Annotated in this window: 17 protein-coding genes; 11 read left to right on the forward strand and 6 right to left on the reverse strand. The window is 70.4% G+C overall.

Annotated features, from left to right (window positions below):
• Nucleotides 1-89: 89 nt before the first annotated feature.
• Both OG485_RS05765 and OG485_RS05770 read right to left on the reverse strand, forming a co-directional pair.
• A complete protein-coding gene (locus tag OG485_RS05765; RefSeq protein ID WP_328664923.1) occupies nucleotides 90-2,387 on the reverse strand; it encodes an ATP-binding cassette domain-containing protein in 2,298 nt (765 codons plus the stop codon).
• Between the two features lie 210 nt (nucleotides 2,388-2,597).
• Complete coding sequence (locus OG485_RS05770; RefSeq protein WP_328664924.1) at nucleotides 2,598-2,906, reverse strand: DUF5132 domain-containing protein; 309 nt, start codon at nucleotides 2,904-2,906, stop codon at nucleotides 2,598-2,600.
• 797 nt (nucleotides 2,907-3,703) lie between these two features.
• Between OG485_RS05770 and OG485_RS05775 the strand changes: the two genes are divergently transcribed.
• Entirely contained in the window at nucleotides 3,704-5,044 is a 1,341-nt protein-coding gene (locus OG485_RS05775; RefSeq protein WP_328664925.1) for a glutamine synthetase family protein, read from the forward strand.
• Between the two features lie 724 nt (nucleotides 5,045-5,768).
• Here the strand turns inward: OG485_RS05775 and OG485_RS05780 are convergent.
• The gene (locus OG485_RS05780) at nucleotides 5,769-6,326 is read right to left on the reverse strand and encodes a GNAT family N-acetyltransferase (protein WP_328664926.1); all 558 of its coding nucleotides are present in this window, start codon (nucleotides 6,324-6,326) and stop codon (nucleotides 5,769-5,771) included.
• Nucleotides 6,323-7,555, reverse strand: coding sequence for a type III PLP-dependent enzyme (locus OG485_RS05785; protein ID WP_328674245.1), 1,233 nt, complete (start codon nucleotides 7,553-7,555; stop codon nucleotides 6,323-6,325). Before OG485_RS05785 ends, OG485_RS05780 begins: the two co-directional genes overlap by 4 nt.
• Nucleotides 7,556-9,290: 1,735 nt before the next feature.
• Here OG485_RS05785 and OG485_RS05795 point away from each other — a divergent pair.
• On the forward strand, nucleotides 9,291-10,460 hold the full coding sequence (locus OG485_RS05795; RefSeq protein ID WP_328455482.1) for an acyl-CoA dehydrogenase family protein: 1,170 nt from the start codon (nucleotides 9,291-9,293) through the stop codon (nucleotides 10,458-10,460).
• 242 nt (nucleotides 10,461-10,702) lie between these two features.
• On the opposite strand, the gene OG485_RS05800 is transcribed toward OG485_RS05795, so the two are convergent.
• Nucleotides 10,703-10,939 carry a S1 RNA-binding domain-containing protein gene (locus OG485_RS05800; RefSeq protein WP_328664927.1) on the reverse strand — a complete coding sequence of 79 codons (237 nt, stop codon included), beginning with the start codon at nucleotides 10,937-10,939 and terminating at the stop codon, nucleotides 10,703-10,705.
• Between the two features lie 90 nt (nucleotides 10,940-11,029).
• On the reverse strand, nucleotides 11,030-11,680 hold the full coding sequence (locus OG485_RS05805; protein ID WP_328664928.1) for a TetR/AcrR family transcriptional regulator: 651 nt from the start codon (nucleotides 11,678-11,680) through the stop codon (nucleotides 11,030-11,032).
• Nucleotides 11,681-11,797: 117 nt separating this feature from the next.
• On the opposite strand from OG485_RS05805, the gene OG485_RS05810 reads away from it, so the two are divergent.
• The 9 genes from OG485_RS05810 (at nucleotide 11,798) to OG485_RS05850 (ending at nucleotide 21,377) form a co-directional block, all read left to right on the forward strand.
• Nucleotides 11,798-12,496: a hypothetical protein gene (locus OG485_RS05810; protein ID WP_328664929.1), complete on the forward strand. Its 699-nt coding sequence runs from the start codon at nucleotides 11,798-11,800 to the stop codon at nucleotides 12,494-12,496.
• Between the two features lie 271 nt (nucleotides 12,497-12,767).
• Nucleotides 12,768-13,805, forward strand: a complete 1,038-nt coding sequence (locus tag OG485_RS05815; protein ID WP_328664930.1) for a hypothetical protein — start codon at nucleotides 12,768-12,770, stop codon at nucleotides 13,803-13,805.
• Nucleotides 13,806-13,868: 63 nt separating this feature from the next.
• Nucleotides 13,869-15,857, forward strand: a complete 1,989-nt coding sequence (gene acs / locus OG485_RS05820) for an acetate--CoA ligase (protein ID WP_328664931.1) — start codon at nucleotides 13,869-13,871, stop codon at nucleotides 15,855-15,857.
• A gap of 479 nt (nucleotides 15,858-16,336) precedes the next feature.
• Nucleotides 16,337-16,564 (forward strand): hypothetical protein, encoded by a 228-nt coding sequence (locus OG485_RS05825; RefSeq protein ID WP_328664932.1) that lies wholly within the window; start codon nucleotides 16,337-16,339, stop codon nucleotides 16,562-16,564.
• 83 nt (nucleotides 16,565-16,647) lie between these two features.
• Nucleotides 16,648-17,187, forward strand: coding sequence for an NUDIX hydrolase (locus OG485_RS05830; RefSeq protein ID WP_328664933.1), 540 nt, complete (start codon nucleotides 16,648-16,650; stop codon nucleotides 17,185-17,187).
• Between the two features lie 407 nt (nucleotides 17,188-17,594).
• Nucleotides 17,595-19,064, forward strand: a complete 1,470-nt coding sequence (locus OG485_RS05835) for an NUDIX hydrolase (protein WP_328664934.1) — start codon at nucleotides 17,595-17,597, stop codon at nucleotides 19,062-19,064.
• A 5-nt stretch (nucleotides 19,065-19,069) separates the two neighbouring features.
• Entirely contained in the window at nucleotides 19,070-19,216 is a 147-nt protein-coding gene (locus tag OG485_RS05840) for a hypothetical protein (protein ID WP_328664935.1), read from the forward strand.
• A gap of 23 nt (nucleotides 19,217-19,239) precedes the next feature.
• Entirely contained in the window at nucleotides 19,240-20,541 is a 1,302-nt protein-coding gene (locus OG485_RS05845) for a protein-L-isoaspartate O-methyltransferase (RefSeq protein WP_328664936.1), read from the forward strand.
• Nucleotides 20,538-21,377 (forward strand): IS3 family transposase, encoded by an 840-nt coding sequence (locus tag OG485_RS05850; RefSeq protein WP_328664937.1) that lies wholly within the window; start codon nucleotides 20,538-20,540, stop codon nucleotides 21,375-21,377. Before OG485_RS05845 ends, OG485_RS05850 begins: the two co-directional genes overlap by 4 nt.
• The last annotated feature ends 93 nt before the right edge of the window (nucleotides 21,378-21,470 follow it).

The raw sequence follows: 21,470 nt of genomic DNA on the forward strand, positions 1-21,470 counted from the left end.
CGTGGGGGGAGGGTGGGGGGAGGGCGCGCCAGGGAGCACCGGCCGCGGTGACGTCATGTGGCGGGCGGCCGGTGGTACGGCTGGTGGGGTCAGGCGACGAGCTCTCCGGCCTGGAGCTGCCAGAGGGATGCGTAGAGTCCGTGCAGGGCGAGGAGTTCGTCGTGGGTACCCTGCTCGGCCACGACGCCGCCCGTGTCCATGACGTAGATCCGGTCGGCGTGGCGGACCGTGGAGAGCCGGTGGGCGATGACCACCATCGTCCGGTCGGCGGCGAAGACACGGAGCGTGCGCTGGATGGCGGCCTCGGTCTCGTTGTCCACGGCGGAGGTGGCTTCGTCGAGGATCACCACCGGCGCGTCCTTGAGGATCGCGCGCGCCAGCGCGATCCGCTGCCGCTGGCCGCCCGAGAGGGCCGCGCCGCGTTCGCCGATCACCGTGTCGTAGCCGTCCGGCAGCGTCGCGACGAAGGTGTGGGCCTCGGCCATCCTGGCCGCCTCGGCCACGGCCTCGTCCGGGGCGCCGAAGCTGCCGTAGCGGATGTTGTCGGCGATGGTGCCGTCGAAGAGGAAGGGGTCCTGCGCGACGAACCCGATCGCGTGGCGCAGATCCTGCCTCGGCAGGTCGCGGACATCCCGCCCGTCGAGCAGCACGCTGCCCGACTCCGTTTCCAGGAAGCGCATCAGCAGCTTGGCGACGGTCGTCTTGCCGGAGCCGGTGCAGCCGACGAGGGCGGTGACCTGCCCGGCGGGAATGGCCAGCGAGAGCCCCTCCAGCACCGGCGGCCGGTCGGGATAGGCGAAGGTCACGTCGTCGAGGACGATTTCGCCGCGCACCTTCCGGGCGTCGAGCGGTCCGCCGTCGCCGTCGGCCTCGAGGGGGAGGGCTTGCAGCCGCCGGACCCGGTCGTAGGCGACAAGCGTGCGCTGGTACTGGTCGACGATGCCGCCGAGCCGGTTCATCCGCAGCAACACCATCTGGGGCAGCCCGATGAGCGGGCTGAACACCTCGAACGGCAGGCTGCCGTCGAGTACCGCCCGGCCGCCGATCAGCAGGGTCCCGGCCATCGAACTGGTCGTGCAGACCCGGACGATCTCGGCGTGGCGGATCGTGCTCCGGTCGGTCCGCCGGCTGCTGTCCTGGACCTCCCCGCTCAGCCGGTCGATGCGTTCGGCCTCGTAATCCTCGGTGCAGAAGCTCTTGACGGTGGCACCGGCGTCCAGCGTGTTCACCAGTTGGCTGTGCAGCTTGGCCCGGTGCTCGCCGGAGACTGCGTAGTCGGCCGCGACTTTGTCCTGGTAGTGGAACGACAGCCAGGCGATGACCGGGATGGGCAGGAACGCGATCCAGGCGATCTGTGGCGCCAGCAACAGGAACAGTGGCACCAGGAGGGCCAGGCTGGTGCCAAGGTGCAGCAGGTCGCCCGCCGAGGTGGCGAAGAAGGTGCCCAGCTGACGGACGTCGTCGGTGAGCGCGCCGGCGATCCGGGTGGTCCGCTCGCCTTCCAGGTGCCGCAGTTCGAGGTGCTGGACGTGGGCGTACGTCCGGTTGCGCCAGTCGTGCTCGATGTCCTGGCCGAGTCGGCGCCACTGGAGGTTCGAGGCGTACGAGAGGCCCGCCACGGCGGCACAGGCGGCGGCCATCAGCCCAGCCAGACCGAAGAGTTGGGCGGACGCGGTGGTCAGGCCGAGGCGAGCCAGCGGAGCCGCCTCACCCTTGATGAGGACCAGTCCGGTCCAGCCGAGGAAGGTACCGAGCGCCATCTCCGAGACCTGGCAGGCGACGGACAGGGCAACGGCCCCGTAGAGACGGCGTCGGTGCGGTCCGACGATCTCCAGCAGGGGATGACGTTCGACGCCGGGCCCGCCCGCTTCCTGGGGCACGTCGACCGTTCCGCGCCAGGCCTTCCGGAGGACGGCCGTGGTCAGCGCGGCCACCCCGCCCACTGCCACCAGTTGCCTGCTCAGCGCCGACCCCTTGATCAGCGCGATCCCGGCCGCGGCCCCGCCGCCGACGGCAAGCACCGGTCGCACGACCAGGCCGCGGTCCGCCTGCGGGGCCGGTACGGCGACGGGTCGGGCCGGTGCCGGACGTCCCGCTCCGGTCGGATCCTCCGCGACCAGGGTGACGGCTCTGCGGACGATCCGGCCGACGTCCGTGGCGCGCAGCCGTGCATCGTGCCGGACGAGCACCCCGCCGGTGACCGGGTTGGCCCGGGCCTCGGTGATCCCGGGAACGCGGCGCAGCGCGGCGGCGAGGAACTCGGCCGTCCGTGGCCGTCCGAGCACCAGCTTGACGTCCCAACGCTGACGGCCCGGAGTGACCGAGCGCGGGTTCACGTCCCATTCCGCGGACCGGAATCCGGCTGCGGCACCCAGTAGCGATGACATGCGTACAATCACCTGTATTGCGGAGGTCACGGGTAATCCGTCAACGGGCGCGACGGAATTCGGCGCACGGCGGATCACTGCGACGGAGCGGAAAGTCCGAGAGGGAGAAAGAGGGGCGGCCGAAAGGCCCACGGCCGACCGCCGCGAGGACCCGTCTTCCGAGGTCGGCAGGAAGACGCGCCCAGGCGGCGGGCGGGCATCAGGGCGTCGCTACGCCTTCGCGGCACCGGCGGTCGCGCGGATCTTCGGAGTCCTGGCCTCGTCCTTCTCGGCGTTCGAGGCTGCACCCTCGGTAGGCCGTTGGTCGTCGCCGGAGGCGATCTGCGCCGCCACCATCTCGGCAGCCACCTCGACCGCGAGGTCGTGGATGTTCTCTCCGGCCTCTTGGGCCGCTTTCTTCACCTCCATGACAAGACCGACGGACGTCGTGACGACACCGCGCATCAGTGGCTTGAGGACACGCTTGGCCAGTGGCGCGACGATGAGACCGATCAGGAACGGCGGAACGACGGGCGGCATGATGCTCCAACTTCTCTACTCAGATGTATGACAGGGGACCCAGAGCATTGCGCACTCCGGAACACACACAGCGGGGAAGGCGGAAGCACCCATTTCCGGAATTCTCGATATCCCGTGCCGGACTCCCCGCCGGGTTGAATTCCTTGTCGATGAGGTAAACCGTCCGCTCGTCGATCACCGTAGCCCAGTCATGACTGTCGAGGCCAAACGGTCTCGGCGGGTTTCACTCATGCGAGTGCCATCCCTGTTCCGACCGCTACGAATTCCAGTAGGCGAACTCACCGAGCGAAGCGCTTTTCTCATTTACCTATTACCGGTGATCTGCTTCATGGTGACTTCCGAGTTCGCGCGGCACCCTCCGGCGCCGGGCGGGAAATGACAGCGCGACTCCTCCCGGCACCGCTTCGCGGAAGGCCCGCACGTCCCGGACCCGGCACTCACCGCGGTCCGGCCGCCGCCGTACGCGCCCGGCCTGAGCCCGGTCGAGGCCGCGTCCGGTCGCTCGCGCGCAGAGCAATGACCCACACCGTCTCCGGCACACCCGACGGCCTCGACCGCACACTCCGCCGCGCGTCACACAGGATCCGGCTCCGGCCCCACCTGCCGGCGGTTGCCTCAACGCCACCGCCCTGCCCCTCGACTCATCTCACCGAGCCCGCCCTGAAAAGCTCAGTGAATCGGACGAGACTTCCCGCGCCCGCGTCCTGAGTCACGTCGCAGGTCCGACCGTTCACGGACGAGTGAACTCCCGGCCGGCCACTGGCGCGCCGGCTGCCGCGAACGCCAGCATGATCGGCATGGCCACCACGTACCCCCGAGCTGAGCGGGCCGCCCAGGCCCGGGCGGCCGAAGCCCAGCTCGCCGCCGACGGAATCGACGGGGTGGTGTTCGGCTGGGTCGACAACGCCGGGCTGACCCGGGTGAAGTCCGTCCCGCTCGCCCAGCTCGAACACGCCGCCGAGTACGGCGTCGGCGCCGTACCCTGCTTCGACGTCGCCCTGGTCGACGACTCCATCACCACCGCGCCTTCGAGTACCGGCCCGGTGGGCGACCTGCGGCTCGTCCCCGACCTCGACCGGCTCACGCCGCTCGCCGCCCAGCCCGGCTGGGCCTGGGCCCCGGCCGACCGCTACGCCCAGGACGGCACCCCGCACCCCGGCTGCCAGCGCCGATTCGCCCGCCAGGTCACCGAGGCCGTCGAGCGGCGCGGGCTGTCGGTGCGAGCCGGGATCGAGGTCGAGTGGGTGGTGGCCGACCCGTCCGAGGCCCCCGCGACGGTCGGGCCCGCGTACGGGATGACCCGTTTCATCGAGCACTCCGACTACCTGCGGGAGGTGCTGCGAGCCCTCACCGCCCAGGGGTTGGCCGTACTCCAGCTCCACCCCGAGTACGCCGCCGGGCAGTTCGAGGTCTCGGTCGCCGCCGAGGGGCCGGTCGAGGCGGCCGACACCACGATGCTGGTGCGCCACACCATCCGGGCCGTCTCCGCCCGGCACGGCCTGCGGGTCTCGTACGCGCCCGTCTTCACCGAGGGCTCGGTCGGCAACGGCGGCCACCTGCATCTCAGCCTCTGGCGAGAGGGCCGGAACCTCGGGCACGGCGGCCCCGGCCGCCACGGGCTGCACCCCGACGCCGAGCAGTTCTTCGCGGGCGTACTGGCCGAGCTGCCCGCCCTGCTCACCCTCGGCGCGCCCAGCGTCGCCTCCTACCTGCGGCTGGTCCCCTCCCGCTTTGCCGGGGCCTACCGCTGCTGGGGTCTGGAGAACCGTGAGGCGGCGCTGCGCCTGATCACCGGCTCCGCCGCCGGGCAGGCCAATGCCGAGTTCAAGTGCTTCGACGCCGCCGCCAACCCGTACCTGGAGATCGGCGGCGTGCTGGCCGCCGGACTCGCCGGCCTGGACGCCGGCCTGCCCCTCCCGCCCGAGACCCCGAGCGACCCCGCCTCCCTCGGCGCGGCCGAGCGCCTCCCGGCGAGCCTGCCGGAGGCGATCGACGCCTTCGAGAAGTCCGCACTGCTGCGGCAGGCCCTCGGTCCCGAGTTGTACGAGGCCGTGCTGGCCGTCCGGCGGGCGGAGGCGGAGCTGTTCGCGATGCACACGGATACGGACGTCATCGAGGCCGTCCGCTGGCGCTACTGACGAGCACAGGCTCTGCTCCTCCGGCTCCCCTTCCATGAGTTGGTGGAGGCCCGCTGGTCGCCGTCAAGCTTCACGGAGCTCAGCAGGATACGGCCCCGGAAGGCGCGGAGCAGATCCTTACACCAGGCGTTCTGCGGCGGCAGCCCCGCACCCACCACACGTGGCGCCCACGCTCCGGACCGCGTGAGCGGCGGTCGCTCCACATGGCGAAGTTCATTTCGTACGGCCCTCGCCACGTTCCTGCCCGAGGCGGCTGCCGGCCACCTCGGTGTGTGGATGCTTGTCGCGCGTGCCGAGAGGCGAGGCCCACTTTTCCGTGCTCGACAACTCGTACGTTCGGTGGGACTTCCGGCGTGGGTAGTGGTGCCGGCCCCGCCGAGAGGGGAGTCAGCTCCTTCGAGGTACCACGTCTCACCGTCCTGGCAGGGTGGTCGAGCAGGTCCTCGGCGAGGGCGGCCGTGACCTCGGGTGGAGTGCCGACGGTGGCGAGGGCGCCGGGGAGGGACGCGGTGGCGTCGGCGGTACTGCTGCCGAGACCGGCGATTACCCCGGCATTTTGATCAGTTGTCCTGCTGCGGCCGGCCTGTCCGGGCAGGACGAACGCGTTCGCGACTCGGCAAGTGTCCAAGAACCCAGGTGGCGTACTGGAATCCGAGGACGAAGAGCAGTGCCTTGACGGTCAGTTGAGATCGGCGGGACTCGTCGGGTACGGAGGACGTCCGCATCAGCCCACTTCGGCTCTGGAAGAGGATCCGAGAGTCGAACCGGTGACAGCGGGTTCCAGTGGCTTCGCCATGTAGACCGCCGCGGCACCATAGCTCGCGGGCAGCCCGATCTCGGGCCGGGCACGGTAGCCCAGCCGGGACCACAGCGCCTCGGAGCCGCGCACGGCGACCAGGGAAAGGGTCCGGTAGCGGGCCGCCCGCCCGGTCTCCTCCAGATGCCGCTGCATCCGGCGGGCCAGGCCCCTGCCGCGCGCCCGCTCGACGACCGCCAGGTCGTGGGTGTGCAGGTTGCTTCCCCCGTTGCTCTCCTGTGCCGCGCCTTCCTCGGCCAGGCTCAGGTCCGGGCAGCGGAACAGCGGGTACGGCAATGCGAGCAGATAGCCTCCGAAGCCACCCGCGTGTTCCAGTACGAAGCAGGTCGAGGGCGAGGCGCGGTGCCGGGAGCGGAGCGTCTCCCGCCCTTCGGACAGGCCGCTCGCGGCGTAGGCGCGTTCCTCCAGCGCGACCACCTCGTCCCAGTCCTCCTCCCGGAACAGCCGGATCCGGGTGTCGGTCATGCGCCTCCTCCGTCCGGGGCCGGGCCTCCGACGCAGGTGTAGGGCAGCGGCGCGAAGCCGTTGAACCCCCGGGTGGCGTAGGCGGCGGCGTACGCGCCGCAGGAGTGGACCCACACCGGGTCGCCGGAGGTGATCGCCCGCGGGACCCGTACCAGGCCGTCCTCCTGGGCGTACGCGTCGTCGCTGTCGCAGGTCGGGCCGGCCACCATGGCGTCGACGAACTGCCCGCCGGAACGGGTGGGGAACTCCAGGCGGTACTGCAACTGGTCCATCTCGTAGAGGCCGTTGAACTTGCCGCAGCTCAGATAGAGCCAGTCCTCGCGGGTGCCGTCGAGCCGATGTCGGGAAGAGAGCCGGGCGACGTGGGCGCGGATCGCTCCGTGGTCGGCGACCAGGTGGCGACCGGGCTCCAGCAGGAAGTCCAGCGGGGCGGCGTTGACGGCACGCAGCCGTTCCATGCCCTCGCGGATCACCACGAACATCTTGTCCAGCGGCGGTTCCAACGGCCGGCCGCGCCGGTCGAGGACGCCGAGGGCGGGCAGTCCGCCGCCGAGGTTGATCCGGTCCGGGGTGATGCCGCGCCGGCGGAGCGCCTCCAGGACCGCCGCCAGCGAGTCGACCGCCGCGACCCAGGCCTCGGTGGTCATCTGCTGGGAGCCGACGTGCACCGACAGGCCGGAGGGCACCAGCCCGGCGCTCCGGGCGGCGCCGAGCACCCGCAGGGCGTCCTCGGGCGAGCAGCCGAACTTGCGGCTGAGGCCCCACAGCGCGCCCTCGCCGGTGGTCGCCAGTCGGCAGAACACCCGGGAGCCGGGGGCGTGTTCGGCGATCGCGCCGACGTCCTCCAGGCAGTCGGTGGCGTAGTCGCGTACACCCAGCCGGTAGGCCTCGGCGATGTTGCGGTCGGACTTGACGGTGTTGCCGTAGTGGATCAGCCCGGGGGCCACCCCGGTGCGCAGCGCCTGGGCGATCTCCTGCGGGCTCGCCGCGTCGAAGCCGGAGCCGAGCCGGGCGAGGTGGCAGAGCACCTCGTCCACCGGGCAGGCCTTCATCGCGAACCGGACGGCGACGCCGGGCAGTTCGGCGCACAGGGCGGCGTACTGGCGGCCGATGCCGTCCAGGTCGTAGATGATGGTGTCCTCGATGGCGGCGGCGAGCGCGGCACGCAGGGCGGGGTGGTCGTGCTGGTCGGGGAGGGACGCGGTGGATGCGTGGACGGTGGCCGGCATGGTTGGGGCGCGATGGCCGGTTCTGCCATGGTCGGCCGTCCGACGCGGTTCGGCGATCTGGCGCACGTCGGTGGTCTGAGGTTTCACGTGTCAACTCCCGGTCCGACTGGATGAATGATGCCAAGGGCCTGCCGGCCCGCATGAGATGAGGCGAGGGAGTCCAAAGGTCGGCTGTGACGCCTGACCTGGACTCCCTCCACGCCGCACTCTATGCACTTCCGCGGCCTGCACCTGCACCTGCTGTGCACCCTGCGCGGCCTGCCCGCCACCTTCGCGCCGACCGGTGTAAAGGCCGACGATCATGCCTGTCTCCCAGCGCGGCCGGCCCTTGTCCGGCCTGCCGCTCACTGACGCAGTAGGCCACCGCGCCATCGGTGCAGCGCTCGAACCGGGCGGTGGGGAGCGCCCGGTCCAACCAGGTATCGAACGCGTAGCGCGCGAACGTGTTTGCCGGTACCGGCGAGGCAGCGGACCCTTGAGAAGTCCCCCGGTCCCGTTCCCGCAAGGTGCCGCCGGGCAGTTGCAGCGCGCCTTGGGCCACCGCTCGGCACACAGAACCACCCGAACGGCTTCGGTGTGAACCTCCACGACCTTGACGATCAGGTACCACCGGATGCTGCGGGCCGGTCGGCCCCTCGACCCGCTCGGCGAACGTCGCCGCCGGACACAGTGGATCGAGCCACCTCAGCCGCGCACCACGAGTTCGGCCCCCGCCGGGACTCCTTCGACGCGCGCGTCAGTGAGCCGGCGTGCGCACCGGCCGTGCACACGCCACGACACCACTCCGCGTCCAGCCAATCCATCGGTGTGGACTCAGCTGGTCATGACCGTCCACAGGCGGCCGTGGCGCTCGTCGAACTGCCCGGTCAGAACCTCGCTCAGCGCCGGCCCCCTACCAGCCGGGCCCCACTCGATACCCGAAGGGTCCAAGCACCCTGGGCGGTTTGATCTGCGTACCTGAAGAAAGGGACGAACGAGGCCCGGAAAATGCCCCGTTCGGCGGCCATGGCCAGCCGGACCGCATCCAGCTTGCCGGTGTCGGGCCGACCTGGGACGGTCTTCGCCTCGGGTGCGTGTCCCCGTTGGGTGAGGTTAGCGGGGTCGCCCGTGTCCGGTGTGATGCCCGTCTCGTTGCGATAGCTGGTTGATCAGCTGGCACGGGAGGTGGGTCGGATGAGCTGTGATGAGGTGCTGCGGCTGCTCCGGGAGCGGGAGGCCGCCTGTCACAGCGAAGCGGAACGGCTTGGGGCCGAGGCTGAGCGGATCACAGTCCGGCCGGTGGTGTGTGAGCAGGAGCCGGCCCGTATCTCAACGGCACGCGAAGTCGTCGGTGAACTGCCGCGAACCGAGCCGGTGCCGGTATCCCCTACCGGATCCACCGCCATGGTCCCCGGCCCCGCGCCGGGGTGGACATCCGCCGGACCCCCAGGCTCTGGAACATCTGCTTGCGGTACCGGCCTGGTATGCCGGTCCGGTGTGTTGCCGGCAGGCGGTGGAGGGGCTTGGTCCGAAGGTGGTGCCCCGCCGGATGGAAGTGATCCGACACCGTTCGAAGAAGGCCGTTGCGGCGAAGCTGACGGTGCGGACTCCGGGCGGGTTGTTCACCGTGACGCGTGGCACGGTCGCGGCGAGCGGGTGAACGTGCGGCAAGAGGACGGTGTTCTCCTCGTCGGCCGGGCTGATCTGCCTGACCACGTAAGAAAGAAGACCTTCGCCCCGACAGCTGGAAGGTGCCATGAGCGCGCGTCGTCTGTTACCGAACGATGAGTCCCTTGACCTCATCAGGCTGGTCCGGAAGCTGGCGGCCGATGAACTCGCGTCGCGAGCGGATGCCGATGAGGCGAACGAGGCATTCCCTCGCGACGTGTTCAGGCTCCTCGGACGTGTCGGCCTGCTCGGTCTGCCGTACTCCGAGGCGTACGGCGGCAGCGGCCTGTCCTACGAGGTGTACCTGCAGGTTGTCGAAGAGATCGCGTCCGTGTGGGCTTCGGTCGGCGTAGGTGTCTCCGTGCACGTGCTGTCGTGTTTCGGCCTGGCGACGACGGGCACCGAGGAGCAGAAGCAGGAGTGGCTGCCCGCGATGCTCGGTGGCGAGTTGCTGGGTGCCTACTGCCTCTCGGAGCCGCACGCCGGCTCGGACCCGGCCGCGCTGCGGACCCGGGCCCGTCTGGACGGCGATCACTACGTCCTGAACGGTGCGAAAGCCTGGACGACCCACGGTGGTCACGCGGACTACTACAAGGTCATGGCCCGCACCTCGGAGGACCGCACGGGTATCTCGTGCTTCATGATCCCCGCCGGCACCGAGGGCCTCACCGCTGATGTACCCGAACGGAAGATGGGCCTGACCGGGTCCACGACGGCGACCATGGTCCTCCGGGACGTCCGTGTCCCGGTCGAGCGGCGTATCGGTGCCGAGGGCGGCGGCCTGCGTATCGCTCTCGCGAGCCTGGATTCCGGCCGTCTCGGTATCGCGGCAGTCGCGGTCGGTCTCGCCCAGGGCGCTCTCGACCACGCGATCGCCTATGCACGCGATCGGGAGACGTTCGGATCACGCATCATCGACCACCAGGGAGTCGCGTTCCTGCTCGCCGACATGGAGGCCGCGGTCTTTTCGGCGCGTGCTGCGACCCTCCATGCCGCCCGGTTGAAGGACGCGGGACTGCCGTTCAGCCGTGAGGCGTCGGTCGCGAAGCTCGTCGCGACCGACAACGCGATGCGTGTCACCACTGATGCGGTGCAGGTCCTCGGCGGGGTCGGCTACACGCGCGAGTTCCCGGTCGAACGGTACATGCGTGAGGCCAAATTGACTCAGATCTTCGAAGGCACGAACCAGATTCAGCGCATGGTCATCGGGCGGTCGCTCGCCAAGTCCAACCATGGTGACCTCACCCTGGCCCCTTGAGACTTGGCTCTGAAACTGATCGGAAGATCGACCTCGAACGGCGAAGGGACGGACGAGGCCGTCACCGCCGGGTCAGCGGCCGCAGGCCGGGGCGCAAACACCGGCTGAGCAGGACCCGGCTTTGACGATCCAGTGCTGTGACCGCAAAGGTTCACTGGCCGGCCTGGGGCGTGTGCCTTCCTTTGCCTGAGCAGACGTTCAGGAACACTGACGCAAGGGAACTGTCGCAGGAACGCAGCGCATCACACGCCGGCGGATGAGCCTTGTCGTCGGGAGAGGGCCAGCCTGCGTCGCTCCCGGTCGATCTCGGTGACGACCACCGTGATCTTGTCGCCGACCTCGACGACATCTGATGGAGTCTCCACCGGTGTCCAGGCGAGTTCTCGCAGGTGAACCAGCCCCTCGATTCCGTCGGCGACCTGGACGAAGACGCCGAACGGGATCAGCTCGGTGACCTGGCCAGGCAGTTCCTGCCTCACCGCGATGGACGTGGGGATACCCGCTCGCCGTCGCGCTGATGATCGGCTTCGGGGTCGCCCTCCGGGGCGTCTTCAAACGGCGCCGCCGGCTCAGGCGTGAGTGGTGTCCCGACGGCCGGGTGTGAGGAGGTAGGCGATCGCCATGTCGCTGAGTTCGTCCGCGTAGCGGCGTTGGGCCACTTCGCCGGTCGCCGGGTCGGGCCGTACGGAGTTGTGGAAGCAGGCGCCGAGGATGGCGCGGGCGGCAGTGTCGAGCGCCGCCTGCGGGTCGGAGCGGCGGATCTGGTCCGTGTAGGGAGCCGCCGCTTCGAGCAGAAGACGGTGGACCGCGGTGATGGTGCGGGCGCCGCGCTCCAGGGACTTCGTCCCCCGTACGCGCAGCAGCTCGGGGAACAGATTGGTGCTGTCGGCGAAGGACTGCAGCAGGGCGTGCGCGTAGGCGTCCAGGACGCCGGAGAGTGACGGCTCGGCCGTACGGAGCCGCTCGGCCACGTACTCCTCGCGCCGGTCCAGCATCCGCTCCATCAGCGCGTTGATCAGCTGCTCTTTGTCCTCGAAGCGACGGTAGATCGTGCCGACCGAGACGCCGGCTCGTTCCGCGACGCCGGAGATCGTCATCTCGTCCAGGCCGGCCGAGCCGGCCACGTCCTCGGCCGCCTGCAGCACGCGAGCCAGTGTCGCCGCGCTGCGCGCCTGCTGGGGCTCCCTGTAAGGCGTCGGGCGGTCGTGCTCGTCGGTCATGCCCCGCATCGTATCGGCGGCGGTCTCCATCGCGACTCTTGACAAGTGGTGCACCTCCCCGCGTACCCTCGTTATGCGAATGTGAATTCACATTCGCATTTTACTGGAGGTACGACCATGACCGACGACCGGACTCTCCCGGCTGTGACCGTGACGCTCGAGTCAGGGCCCACCGGCTCCGGGAGCATCGACGACTTCGAGCTGTTCTACGCGCGCCGCGCCCTGGACCGCTTCAGGACGCGACTGGGCCGGCAGGGTCTGCTCGACCTCCTGGCCGCGGACATCGAGGAAGGGAACGCCTTCCTGCGCGAGTGCGCGCGCACCTCCGACGGCGCCTTCAACGCGGGTACGACGGTGCTCTCGGCGCGTGGTCTGACCTCGGCCGAGTTCCTGACATGGATGGACGCCGCCTTCGCGGCCGACGACGACCGGCCGCTGCTCGCCGCGCACCCCGAGCACTACGCGATGGGCACCGACGCCATCGGCGCGCGCGTGGTGGAGAACATCGGCCCGCACGTCTGCTCGTTCTACATGGGCGGCTGGGGCACGGCCGCGATGGCGTGGGCCGAGGACGCGGACGAGCTCCTTCCGGAGTCGGAGTTTCCGCGCAAGATGTCCTCGAACCTGTTCCTGGAGGACGGCACCGTCGTGGGGCGGGCGCTGATCCAGTTCGGCGACACCGCCGACGGGTTCACCGCGAACCTCACGGTCTACTTCCCCGCGCCCTGCCCGCAGGACGTCCTCGACCACCACCTGCGCCACTACGCCGTCGAGTTCAGGAACTGGATCGTCGCCGCGGCCGCAGCCCAGGCCTGACAGACGCGGGTGACGTTCGCCGCCGGCTGTCATCGGCCGTCGGCGAGCCCACGTCATCGGTCGGACTACGGGCGGCTCGGCCCTCCTCGAGGCCATAGGGCCTGCCCTCTGAAAGCAGGCCCCAGCAGCCCGACACCCCAGGGCGACTCGCATCCGAGCTTCGGCGCGAACGCTCCCGGCTTTCGACGCCCGGCCGACTGTCTCCACCACCCCGGCCGGCAAGGGGCCAACCCCCTCCGGCGGGCGGTACCCAGCAAAGAAAGTTCCCACCATGTCGCACCACGCCACCCCGCCCGGCACGGGACGCAAACTGACCCTGGTCGTCCTCGGACTGGCCGCCCTGATCGCCGCGATGCTGTGCGCCTTCGTACTGCCCTCGCTCCACAGCGGTCCGCACCACGTACCCATCGGCGTCACCGGGCCCCGGCAGGCAGCCGAGGCGATCCAGGAGAACGTCGACGGACCGGCATGGGACGTCCGCGTCTACAAGACCTCTGACGCCGTCAAGACGGCCGTCAAGAACAAGGACATCGCGGGCGGCCTCGCGGTCACCGGCGACGGAGTCGACGTCTACACCGCCACCGCCGGTGGCCCCTCAGCCACCAGCGCCCTCACGGCACTCGGTAACGGCGTCGCCGAGCAGAACAAGACGCGGGCCAGCGTCCACGACCTGGTGCCGTTCACGGACGACGACCCCCGGGGCGCGGGCCTGACGGCCGCACTGATGCCGATGATCTTCGGCGGGATCTTCCCTGCCCTGATCCTCAGCGGCGTCTTCCCCGGCCACCGCGGACTGCGGATCCGGCTGACGGGAGCCCTGCTGTTCTCGGTCGTCGCGGGCACCGCCGTAGCCGCTGTCCTCCAGTTCGGCACGCATTCGATCGACGGCAGCTACGGACTCACCGCCCTGGGCGTCATCCTCGGTATGGCGGCCATGTCCACGACCCTGCTCGGCCTCCAGGCCTTCCTCGGCATGGGCGGCTTCGCCCTCGGCGGCGCCCTCATGATGCTGCTCGGCAACCCCCTGTCCGGCCTGACCACCGGCCCCCACTGGCTCCCCGACGGATGGGCCACCATCGGCCAACTGCTCCCGCCGGGCGCCTCCGGCAGCCTGCTACGGACCAATGCCTTCTTCGACGGGACGGGCGCGAGCCTCCCCGCCCTGGTCCTCACGGCCTGGGTCCTCATCGGGGTCACCTTCGCGCTCCTCGCCGACCGACAGGGCAGGCGCACCACGGCGCCCGAGTCCAAAGCCACGACCGGCTCCGAGACGGCCGACATCTCGCACCCCGAATTCGTGACCTCCTGACAACGAGCGGTACCCGGTCCCAGGAGGTCAGGCCTGGGGCACGGCCGAAGAAAGAGAGTGGACATGTCCGCAGCACGCGACCGTGAAACGGTCGAAGGCGGCGCTTCGACCGCCGGTCTCCAGAAGGAAGAGCGCAGGTTCGCGCCGCCCGCCGACCTGGCGGCGAACGCCAATGTCACCGCGGAGGCGTATGAGCAGGCCAAGGCTGACAGGCTCGGCTTCTGGGCCGAGCAGGCCCGCCGGCTGACCTGGGCCACCGAGCCGACCGAGACGCTGGACTGGTCCAACCCGCCGTTCGCGAAGTGGTTCGCCGACGGAAAGCTGAACGTCGCGTACAACTGCGTGGACCGGCATGTCGAGGCCGGGAACGGCGACCGCGTCGCCATCCACTTCGAGGGCGAGCCGGGCGACAGCCGGGCCATCACCTACGCCGAGCTCAAGGACGAGGTGTCGAGGGCCGCGAACGCCCTCACCGAGCTGGGTATCGAAAAGGGCGACCGGGTCGCCGTGTACCTGCCGATGATCCCCGAGGCCGTCGTCGCGATGCTGGCCTGCGCCCGTATCGGCGCCGCGCACTCGGTGGTGTTCGGCGGATTCTCCGCGGACGCGATCGCCACCCGCATCCAGGACGCCGACGCCAAACTGGTCATCACCTCCGACGGCGGTTACCGGCGCGGCAAGCCCTCCGCGCTCAAGCCGGCCGTCGACGACGCGGTGAGCCGGGTCGACGGGGTCGACAAGGTGCTGGTGGTGCGCCGCACCGGCGAGGACGTCGCCTGGACCGAGGGCCGCGATGTGTGGTGGCACGACATCGTCGGACGGCAGTCGGCCGAGCACACGCCGGAGGCGTTCGACGCCGAGCAGCCGCTGTTCATCCTCTACACGTCCGGGACCACCGGGAAGCCGAAGGGCATCCTGCACACCTCGGGCGGCTACCTCACGCAGGCCTCGTACACCCACCACGCCGTCTTCGACCTCAAGCCGGAGAGCGACGTGTACTGGTGCACGGCCGACGTCGGCTGGGTCACCGGGCACTCCTACATCACCTACGGACCGCTCTCCAACGGCGCGACACAGGTCATGTACGAGGGGACCCCGGACACACCGCACCAGGGCCGGTTCTGGGAGATCGTCCAGAAGTACGGCGTCACCATCCTGTACACGGCGCCCACGGCGATCCGTACGTTCATGAAGTGGGGCGACGACATCCCCGCCAAGTTCGACCTGTCCTCGCTGCGGGTGCTCGGGTCGGTCGGCGAGCCGATCAACCCCGAGGCGTGGATCTGGTACCGCAAGCACATCGGCGGGGACCGTACGCCGATCGTCGACACCTGGTGGCAGACCGAGACCGGCGCGATGATGATCTCGCCGCTGCCCGGGGTCACCGAGACCAAGCCGGGCTCGGCACAGCGGGCACTGCCCGGCATCTCGGCCACGGTGGTCGACGACGAGGCGAACGAGGTCCCCGACGGCGGTGGCGGCTACCTCGTCCTCACCGAGCCGTGGCCCTCCATGCTGCGCACGATCTGGGGCGACGACCAGCGCTTCCTCGACACGTACTGGGCACGCTTCGAGGGCAGGTACTTCGCCGGCGACGGGGCCAAGAAGGACGACGACGGCGACATCTGGCTGCTCGGGCGCGTCGACGACGTCATGCTCGTGTCCGGGCACAACATCTCCACGACCGAGGTCGAATCCGCCCTCGTCTCCCACCCCGCGGTCGCCGAGGCGGCGGTCGTGGGCGCGGCGGACGAGACCACCGGGCAGGCCATCGTCGCCTTCGTCATCCTGCGCGGGACGGCCTCCGCCGACGACCCCGGACTGGTAGCCGACCTGCGCAACCACGTCGGCACCACCCTCGGCCCGATCGCCAAGCCGAAACGGGTCCTGCCGGTCGCCGAACTGCCCAAGACCCGCTCCGGGAAGATCATGCGCCGCCTGCTGCGCGACGTCGCCGAGAACCGCGAACTCGGTGACGTCACCACACTCACCGACTCCACCGTGATGGACCTGATCCAGGCGAAGCTGCCGGCCGCACCCAGCCAGGACTGATGAGGTGTCGCGGTGATCACCTCATCGAGGAAGAGGCTGGCAGGTCGAGGACGGGGCGCTGTCAGGGTTCGCTTCTGATTCGGATGCAGATCACCGTGTCGCTACTCCGCGGCCCGGAGATCATCAACCTTTCGCCTGCTCACCCCCGCAGATGGCAGCAGCGACTCCGTCATGTCCTCACCACCCGACTCGGGCGAAGTCCCCGCACGGAACGGTTCTGCATTCCAAGATCCGGACCAGCCTCGGGCCAACAGACCACAGACCGGCCCCGCTCCCGTCATCTGCGCAGGTCAAAAGGCGCCGCATCTGTATGCCACCAGCCGCCGAAGAGGGCACCCGCCTACACTCTGACCGGCTACGGCCCTCAAGCGGCCGTCGGTGTCAGCCCCCTCCGGCTGCCCCATACCGAGTTCCGGCTCGGCGACGGCCTGGTCTTCGAAGCCGACCTCACCGCCTCCACCGACACCCCGGTGCACGTCATGTACGTCCTGACCCGCACCGACCCCGGCACCCTGGCCGGGGAGAAGGTCGGCCACCTCACCCGGGCCACCGTCAAGGCGGGCGCACCCCTGCATCTGGCCAAGGCCCACCCCCTGAAGTCCGCCGGCACTGCCGCCCTCGCCCCGGGCAGCTACCAGCTCGCCCTCCAGGTCAACGGACGCCGCCGTCCCCCGGCACTGCTTCGCATCACCGACCGCCCGGCCTGACCAGGACGACTCCGCCGCGCGAACGGATTCCAAGCGGTCGTGAGCCTCCTGCCGGCACAGCGCAGCCTGAAGGAGGAGTCAGCATGATCGACGGCTGGAGTACGGTCTCGTCGACCGTCCGGTACAAGGGAGTCCGGGTGGTGGTGCGCCGCGACTCGGTCCGGCGCACCGACCAGAGCCTGGGGACCTACGAGTACACCGAGTCGGTCGACGGCGTGCGCGTCGTGGCCCTCGACGACCGGGGCCGGATCGCTCTGGTGGAGGAGAACGTCTACGTGTGCGGTCAGCGGCTGCTGATGTGTCCCGGTGGCGGATGCGAGCCCGGCGAGGACCCGTGGGCGGCTGCACGCCGGGAACTGGCCGAGGAGGCCGGCATCCGCGCCGCCGAGGTCGAGCTGCTGACGATGATGTGGCGGATGCCCGCCGGCGCGCGCACCCGCGAGCACCTTTACCTCGCCTGGGACCTGAGCATCGGTGAGCACCACCGGGACGCGAGCGAGGCCGACATGGAACTGCGCTGGGTCGCGTTGGAGGAGGCGGTAGTGATGTGCGGCGACGGCCGGATCACCGAAGCCGGCACCCTCGCGGCGGTCCTGCTGACCGCGCAGCGCGCCGCCGCCTAGCCCAAGCCCTTGACCAGCAGGCCATGGATGCCCGTCTGGCAGACACAGTTGCCTGAGCGTCGGCGTTTCGGCCAATCCGCCACCGGGCGTGTGCTCTTGCGCGGCAAGGGTCGGTGCAGCGCGCACCTTCGAGAATCCGCTCAAATCCAGGGTGCGCAACCCGTCCGAAAGCGCAGGTGTTCGAAATCGGTGCGGCGTCGTTGAGCACGGCGACACCACCACGTCCACGAGGGGGAACTCATTGACGTCCATCGAACGAGGCAGCGGTGGGGCCGGGAACCTGCCGAAGGCGGTGGCCGGCTCCTGCGACGCCCAGCCGCCGGACCACGAGACGGCGAGCTGACCCTCCAGCGCGAGTTCCACAGCCCGGCCCTCAAACCGCCCCACGTTGAAGGCGAGACGCCACCATGCCACTCAGCACTTCCGCGATTCGCAAGACCGTCGAGGCGTACCTCGGTCGCCATCCTGACGAGCGTGACGCCCTGGCCGGGCTGCTCGCCGCCCTGGACCGGCCCGTCGACGTGACCGCCCGTACGACGCTGCCCGGGCACGTCACATGCAGCGCCGTCGTCATCGACCGCCGGGGCCGGGTCCTGCACATCCGGCACCGGGCCACCGGCGGACTCATGCTGCCCCCCGGCGGCCACATCGAGCCCGAGGACCGGACGCTGCTCGCCGCGGCGCTGCGCGAGGTGTCGGAGGAGGCCGGGATCGCGCCGGGCGCCCTGTGTCTGACCCCGCAGATGCTCGGCTCTCCGATCGACATCGACGTCCACGACATCGACGCCAGCCCGACCAAGGGCGAACCGGCCCACCGGCACTACGACTTCCGCTACGTGTTTCACCTCGCCGGTGAGGAGCCGCCGGCGATCACGCTGCAGGACGAGGAGGTGTCCGGCGCCTGCTGGCTGGCCATGCAGGAGGTCACCTCGCCCACGCTGCGCGCGAAACTCCTCCAGGCACAGATGGACGGGCAGCCGGAGCCGGTGAACGCCTCCGCGCTGATTCACGACGGTGCGGGCCGCTACCTGCTTCATCTGCGCGACCACAAGCCCGGCGTCATCTGGCAGTCGGGGGCGTTTGCCCTTCTTGGCGGAGGCCGCGCTCACGACGACCAGAGCCTTCAGGGCACCTTGCTGCGTGAGCTGTCCGAGGAGGTTCCCGATCTCCGTCTGGAGGATCTGGAGCCGTATGCCGTGGAGGAGGCCACCAGCGTCGACGGGTTCAGCGTCCCGGTTCAGGTTTTCACCGGCCGTTGGCGCGGCAACCCCGACCGGCTCCGGCTGCACGAGGGGGTGCTGCTGCGTTGGTTCACCCCCGACGAGCTGGACCGCCTGCGCCTGAGCCCCGCGACCCGGGACCTCATCCGTCGGCACGCGGCCGAGAACGCCCCGGACCGCGCACCGGCCGAGGCCCCTCCTCTGTGGGACGGGGGCAGCCGGACCGTGCTGAACGGCGTCGGCGTCCACCTCCATCTGGAGGACGACGAGGGCCGGGTGCTCCTGGGTCTGCGCCACCCCGAATCCCGCTACGCGGGCGACACCTGGCACTACCTGGCCGGGCGGTGCGAGCAGGAGTCCGCGACGGCGTGCCTGATCCGGGAGGCGTGGGAGGAAGCGGGTTTGGTCATCGACCCCGTGGACGTGGATCTGGCGCACGTCGTGCATGTCGTGGATACCCCGGGCGGACAGCCCTTGATGCAGCTGGTGTTCCGGGCGCGCCGGTGGAAGGGCACGCCGGAGGTCCGCGAGCCCGACAAGTGCCTGGCCTGGCGGTGGTGGGAGAAGCACGAGCTCCCGGACCAGCTCGTCCCCTACACCCGCACGGCCATCGCTGGGATCACCGAGGGCCGCACCTACTCGCAACTGGGCTGGTGAACGCCGTGAGCACACATATCGAGAACGGGCTCGGGCGGCGGGCCCAGGTCACCGGCCGGCTGACACCGCCCGGGGCGCTGGGGCAGGCGCCCCGTCCCGCGTACCCGGGAAGCGCCCGGCACGACCGCCTGCTCGGAGGCGATGCCACGTGAACAGGGTGCCGAGCACGGCGGCGGTGACTTCTGCTGCTCCCGCACCACCCGATCCCCGGGTCTCCGCGACGGCCGACCCTGCCGAGCCCGCCGCGCCCCTCCTGCCGCCGCAGCCCCCCGCCGACGACGCCGCGGCAGCGGCGGCCCGGGCCGCGATGGTCGCTCGGCTGGAGACGAGTGGAGAAGTGAGGCATGGGCCGGTCCGCGAGGCCCTGCTCGCTCTCCCGCGCCAGGTCCTGATGCCCCAGGCGTACGTGCGGCGCAGCGCCCCGGACGAGGACCCGCCGCGCTGGGATCTGCTGGACTGGTCCCGCCCAGCCGACCGGGACGAGCTGCTGGAGCGGCTGCACAGCGGGGACAGTGTCGCGATCCAGCACGAGGGCGAGCCGATCCTCGGCCGCGCTGCCGGGCCGCGCCGCGGGGGCGCCATGACCGCGATGTCGAGCACGATGGGCATGACCGCGGACCTGCTCCAGCTCCTGAACCTCCGGCCCGGGCAGAGCGTGCTGGATGTCGGGACCGGCGCCGGGGTGACCGCAGCGGTGGCGTGCTTCGTGTGCGGCGACGCCGGCGTCGTCACCCTCGACATCGACCCGCACGTCACCGCTGCCGCCGGCGAGCGGATGTCCGCCCTCGGCTACCGGCCGGCCGTGGTGAGAGAGGACGGCACCACGGGGTGGCCCAACGCGGGCCCGTACGACCGGATCTTCGTCTCCTTCGCCGTCCCCCGCGTGCCGAAGGCCCTGGTGGAGCAGCTGGCACCGGGCGGGCTCGCGCTGATGACGCTCGGGACGTCGTCGCCGTCGTGGCCGGGCCTGGCGGTGATCGGCAAACGGCCGGACGGGAGCGTGGAGGCGGAGCTGCGCGCGGTCGAGTTCGGGCACCGCGCCGGTGCCGGCTTCGACCGGCTGTTCCTGTCCGCCGAGTTCCGCGCAACGATCACCACCGCCGACGGGTCGACGCAGCGCAGCCGGATCGCGCCACCGCCGGACACGGCGCGCGGCATGTGGCTGGCCCTGGACGCCCTTCACCCGGGCCTGGTGCGCCACTTCGGCGCCGCGGACCTGACGATCGGCGCATCCGAGTGCGGGTCGTGGATGCGCGTGAAAGAGGCCGGCTCCCACCGGTGGGACGTGACGACCCGCGGGCCCCGGGACATCTGGGCGGAGGTCCAGGACGTCGCCACTCGCTGGAGGGCGGCCGGCGAACCGGCCGCCTACCGGCTCCACCTCAATGCCGACGGCGTCCAGCGAGCCGCCAGTCCGGACGGCGCTCTGACCTGGCAGCTCGCCCCCGCCCCTGGTGAGACCGGAGAAGCACGATGACCCGCCCCACCCCGGCAGCCCCTGCTTCAGGTTCGGACGATGCCCTGTTCGGAACCGAGGCCGCCGACTACGCCCGATACCGTCCCGGCCTGCCGGACGCGGCGGTCCGGCTCCTGGCCGCCACCCAGCACGGCGTGCCCGGCCCCGTCCTCCTGGACCTGGGGACCGGCACCGGCCAGGTCCCGCGCGCCCTGCTGCCCGTCCTGCACAGGTTGGTGCACATCGACCTCGTCGGGATCCACGGCCTGCCCGGACCGGTGCGCGTGAAGCACCTGCGTGGCGTCGTCACCGCCGAGGACCTGGTCGATCGCACGTTCCATCGGCTGCGTCCCGACGAGTTGTGGGTCACCGACATCACGCAGCACCGCACCAGGGAAGGATGGGTCTACTGCGCGGCGGTCCTGGATGCGTTCAGCCGCAGGATCGTGGGCTGGTCCATCGACTCCAGGCAGGACTCCACCCTCGTGGTCAACGCATTGGACATGGCCATCCGCAACCGCCGCCCTGAGCCGGGCGGGATCGTTCACGCCGATCACGGAACCCAGTTCACCTCCTGGGTCTTCGGGGAGCGGATCCGCTCCGCCGGCCTTCTGCCGTCGTTCGGCACCGTCGGGGACGGCCTGGACAACGCGATGACGGAGTCGTTCCGGTCCTCGATGCAGATCGAGCTGCTCAACCGCCGGTGGTGGAAGACCCGGGTCGAACTGGCCAACGTGATCTTCGAGTTCATCGAGATCTTCTACAACCGCCAGCGACGACACTCAGCATTGGGCTACCGCACCCCCATCGAGTACGAACTACTGTCCGAGAACGACACCATCCCGGCTGCTGGTTAGTCACCGAGCCTGGAGCCCAAATGGTGGGGCAGGTCAAGATGTCACCTGATCGTGCGGCAGACCCAAGTTGAGTCCAGATATTCCGCAAGCTGC

Origin of the sequence: Streptomyces sp. NBC_00328, assembly GCF_036139655.1 — a bacterium.
GTDB lineage: Bacteria > Actinomycetota > Actinomycetes > Streptomycetales > Streptomycetaceae > Streptomyces.

Bases quoted from the DNA above. Each gene is read 5' to 3' on its own strand.
- OG485_RS05765 (WP_328664923.1), bottom strand. From the start codon at position 2,387: ATGTCATCGCTACTGGGTGCCGCAGCCGGATTCCGGTCCGCGGAATGG.
- OG485_RS05770 (WP_328664924.1), bottom strand. From the start codon at position 2,906: ATGCCGCCCGTCGTTCCGCCGTTCCTGATCGGTCTCATCGTCGCGCCA.
- OG485_RS05775 (WP_328664925.1), top strand. From the start codon at position 3,704: ATGGCCACCACGTACCCCCGAGCTGAGCGGGCCGCCCAGGCCCGGGCG.
- OG485_RS05780 (WP_328664926.1), bottom strand. From the start codon at position 6,326: ATGACCGACACCCGGATCCGGCTGTTCCGGGAGGAGGACTGGGACGAG.
- OG485_RS05785 (WP_328674245.1), bottom strand. From the start codon at position 7,555: ATGCCGGCCACCGTCCACGCATCCACCGCGTCCCTCCCCGACCAGCAC.
- OG485_RS05795 (WP_328455482.1), top strand. From the start codon at position 9,291: ATGAGCGCGCGTCGTCTGTTACCGAACGATGAGTCCCTTGACCTCATC.
- OG485_RS05805 (WP_328664928.1), bottom strand. From the start codon at position 11,680: ATGACCGACGAGCACGACCGCCCGACGCCTTACAGGGAGCCCCAGCAG.
- OG485_RS05810 (WP_328664929.1), top strand. From the start codon at position 11,798: ATGACCGACGACCGGACTCTCCCGGCTGTGACCGTGACGCTCGAGTCA.
- OG485_RS05815 (WP_328664930.1), top strand. From the start codon at position 12,768: ATGTCGCACCACGCCACCCCGCCCGGCACGGGACGCAAACTGACCCTG.
- acs (WP_328664931.1), top strand. From the start codon at position 13,869: ATGTCCGCAGCACGCGACCGTGAAACGGTCGAAGGCGGCGCTTCGACC.
- OG485_RS05825 (WP_328664932.1), top strand. From the start codon at position 16,337: ATGTACGTCCTGACCCGCACCGACCCCGGCACCCTGGCCGGGGAGAAG.
- OG485_RS05830 (WP_328664933.1), top strand. From the start codon at position 16,648: ATGATCGACGGCTGGAGTACGGTCTCGTCGACCGTCCGGTACAAGGGA.
- OG485_RS05835 (WP_328664934.1), top strand. From the start codon at position 17,595: ATGCCACTCAGCACTTCCGCGATTCGCAAGACCGTCGAGGCGTACCTC.
- OG485_RS05850 (WP_328664937.1), top strand. From the start codon at position 20,538: ATGACCCGCCCCACCCCGGCAGCCCCTGCTTCAGGTTCGGACGATGCC.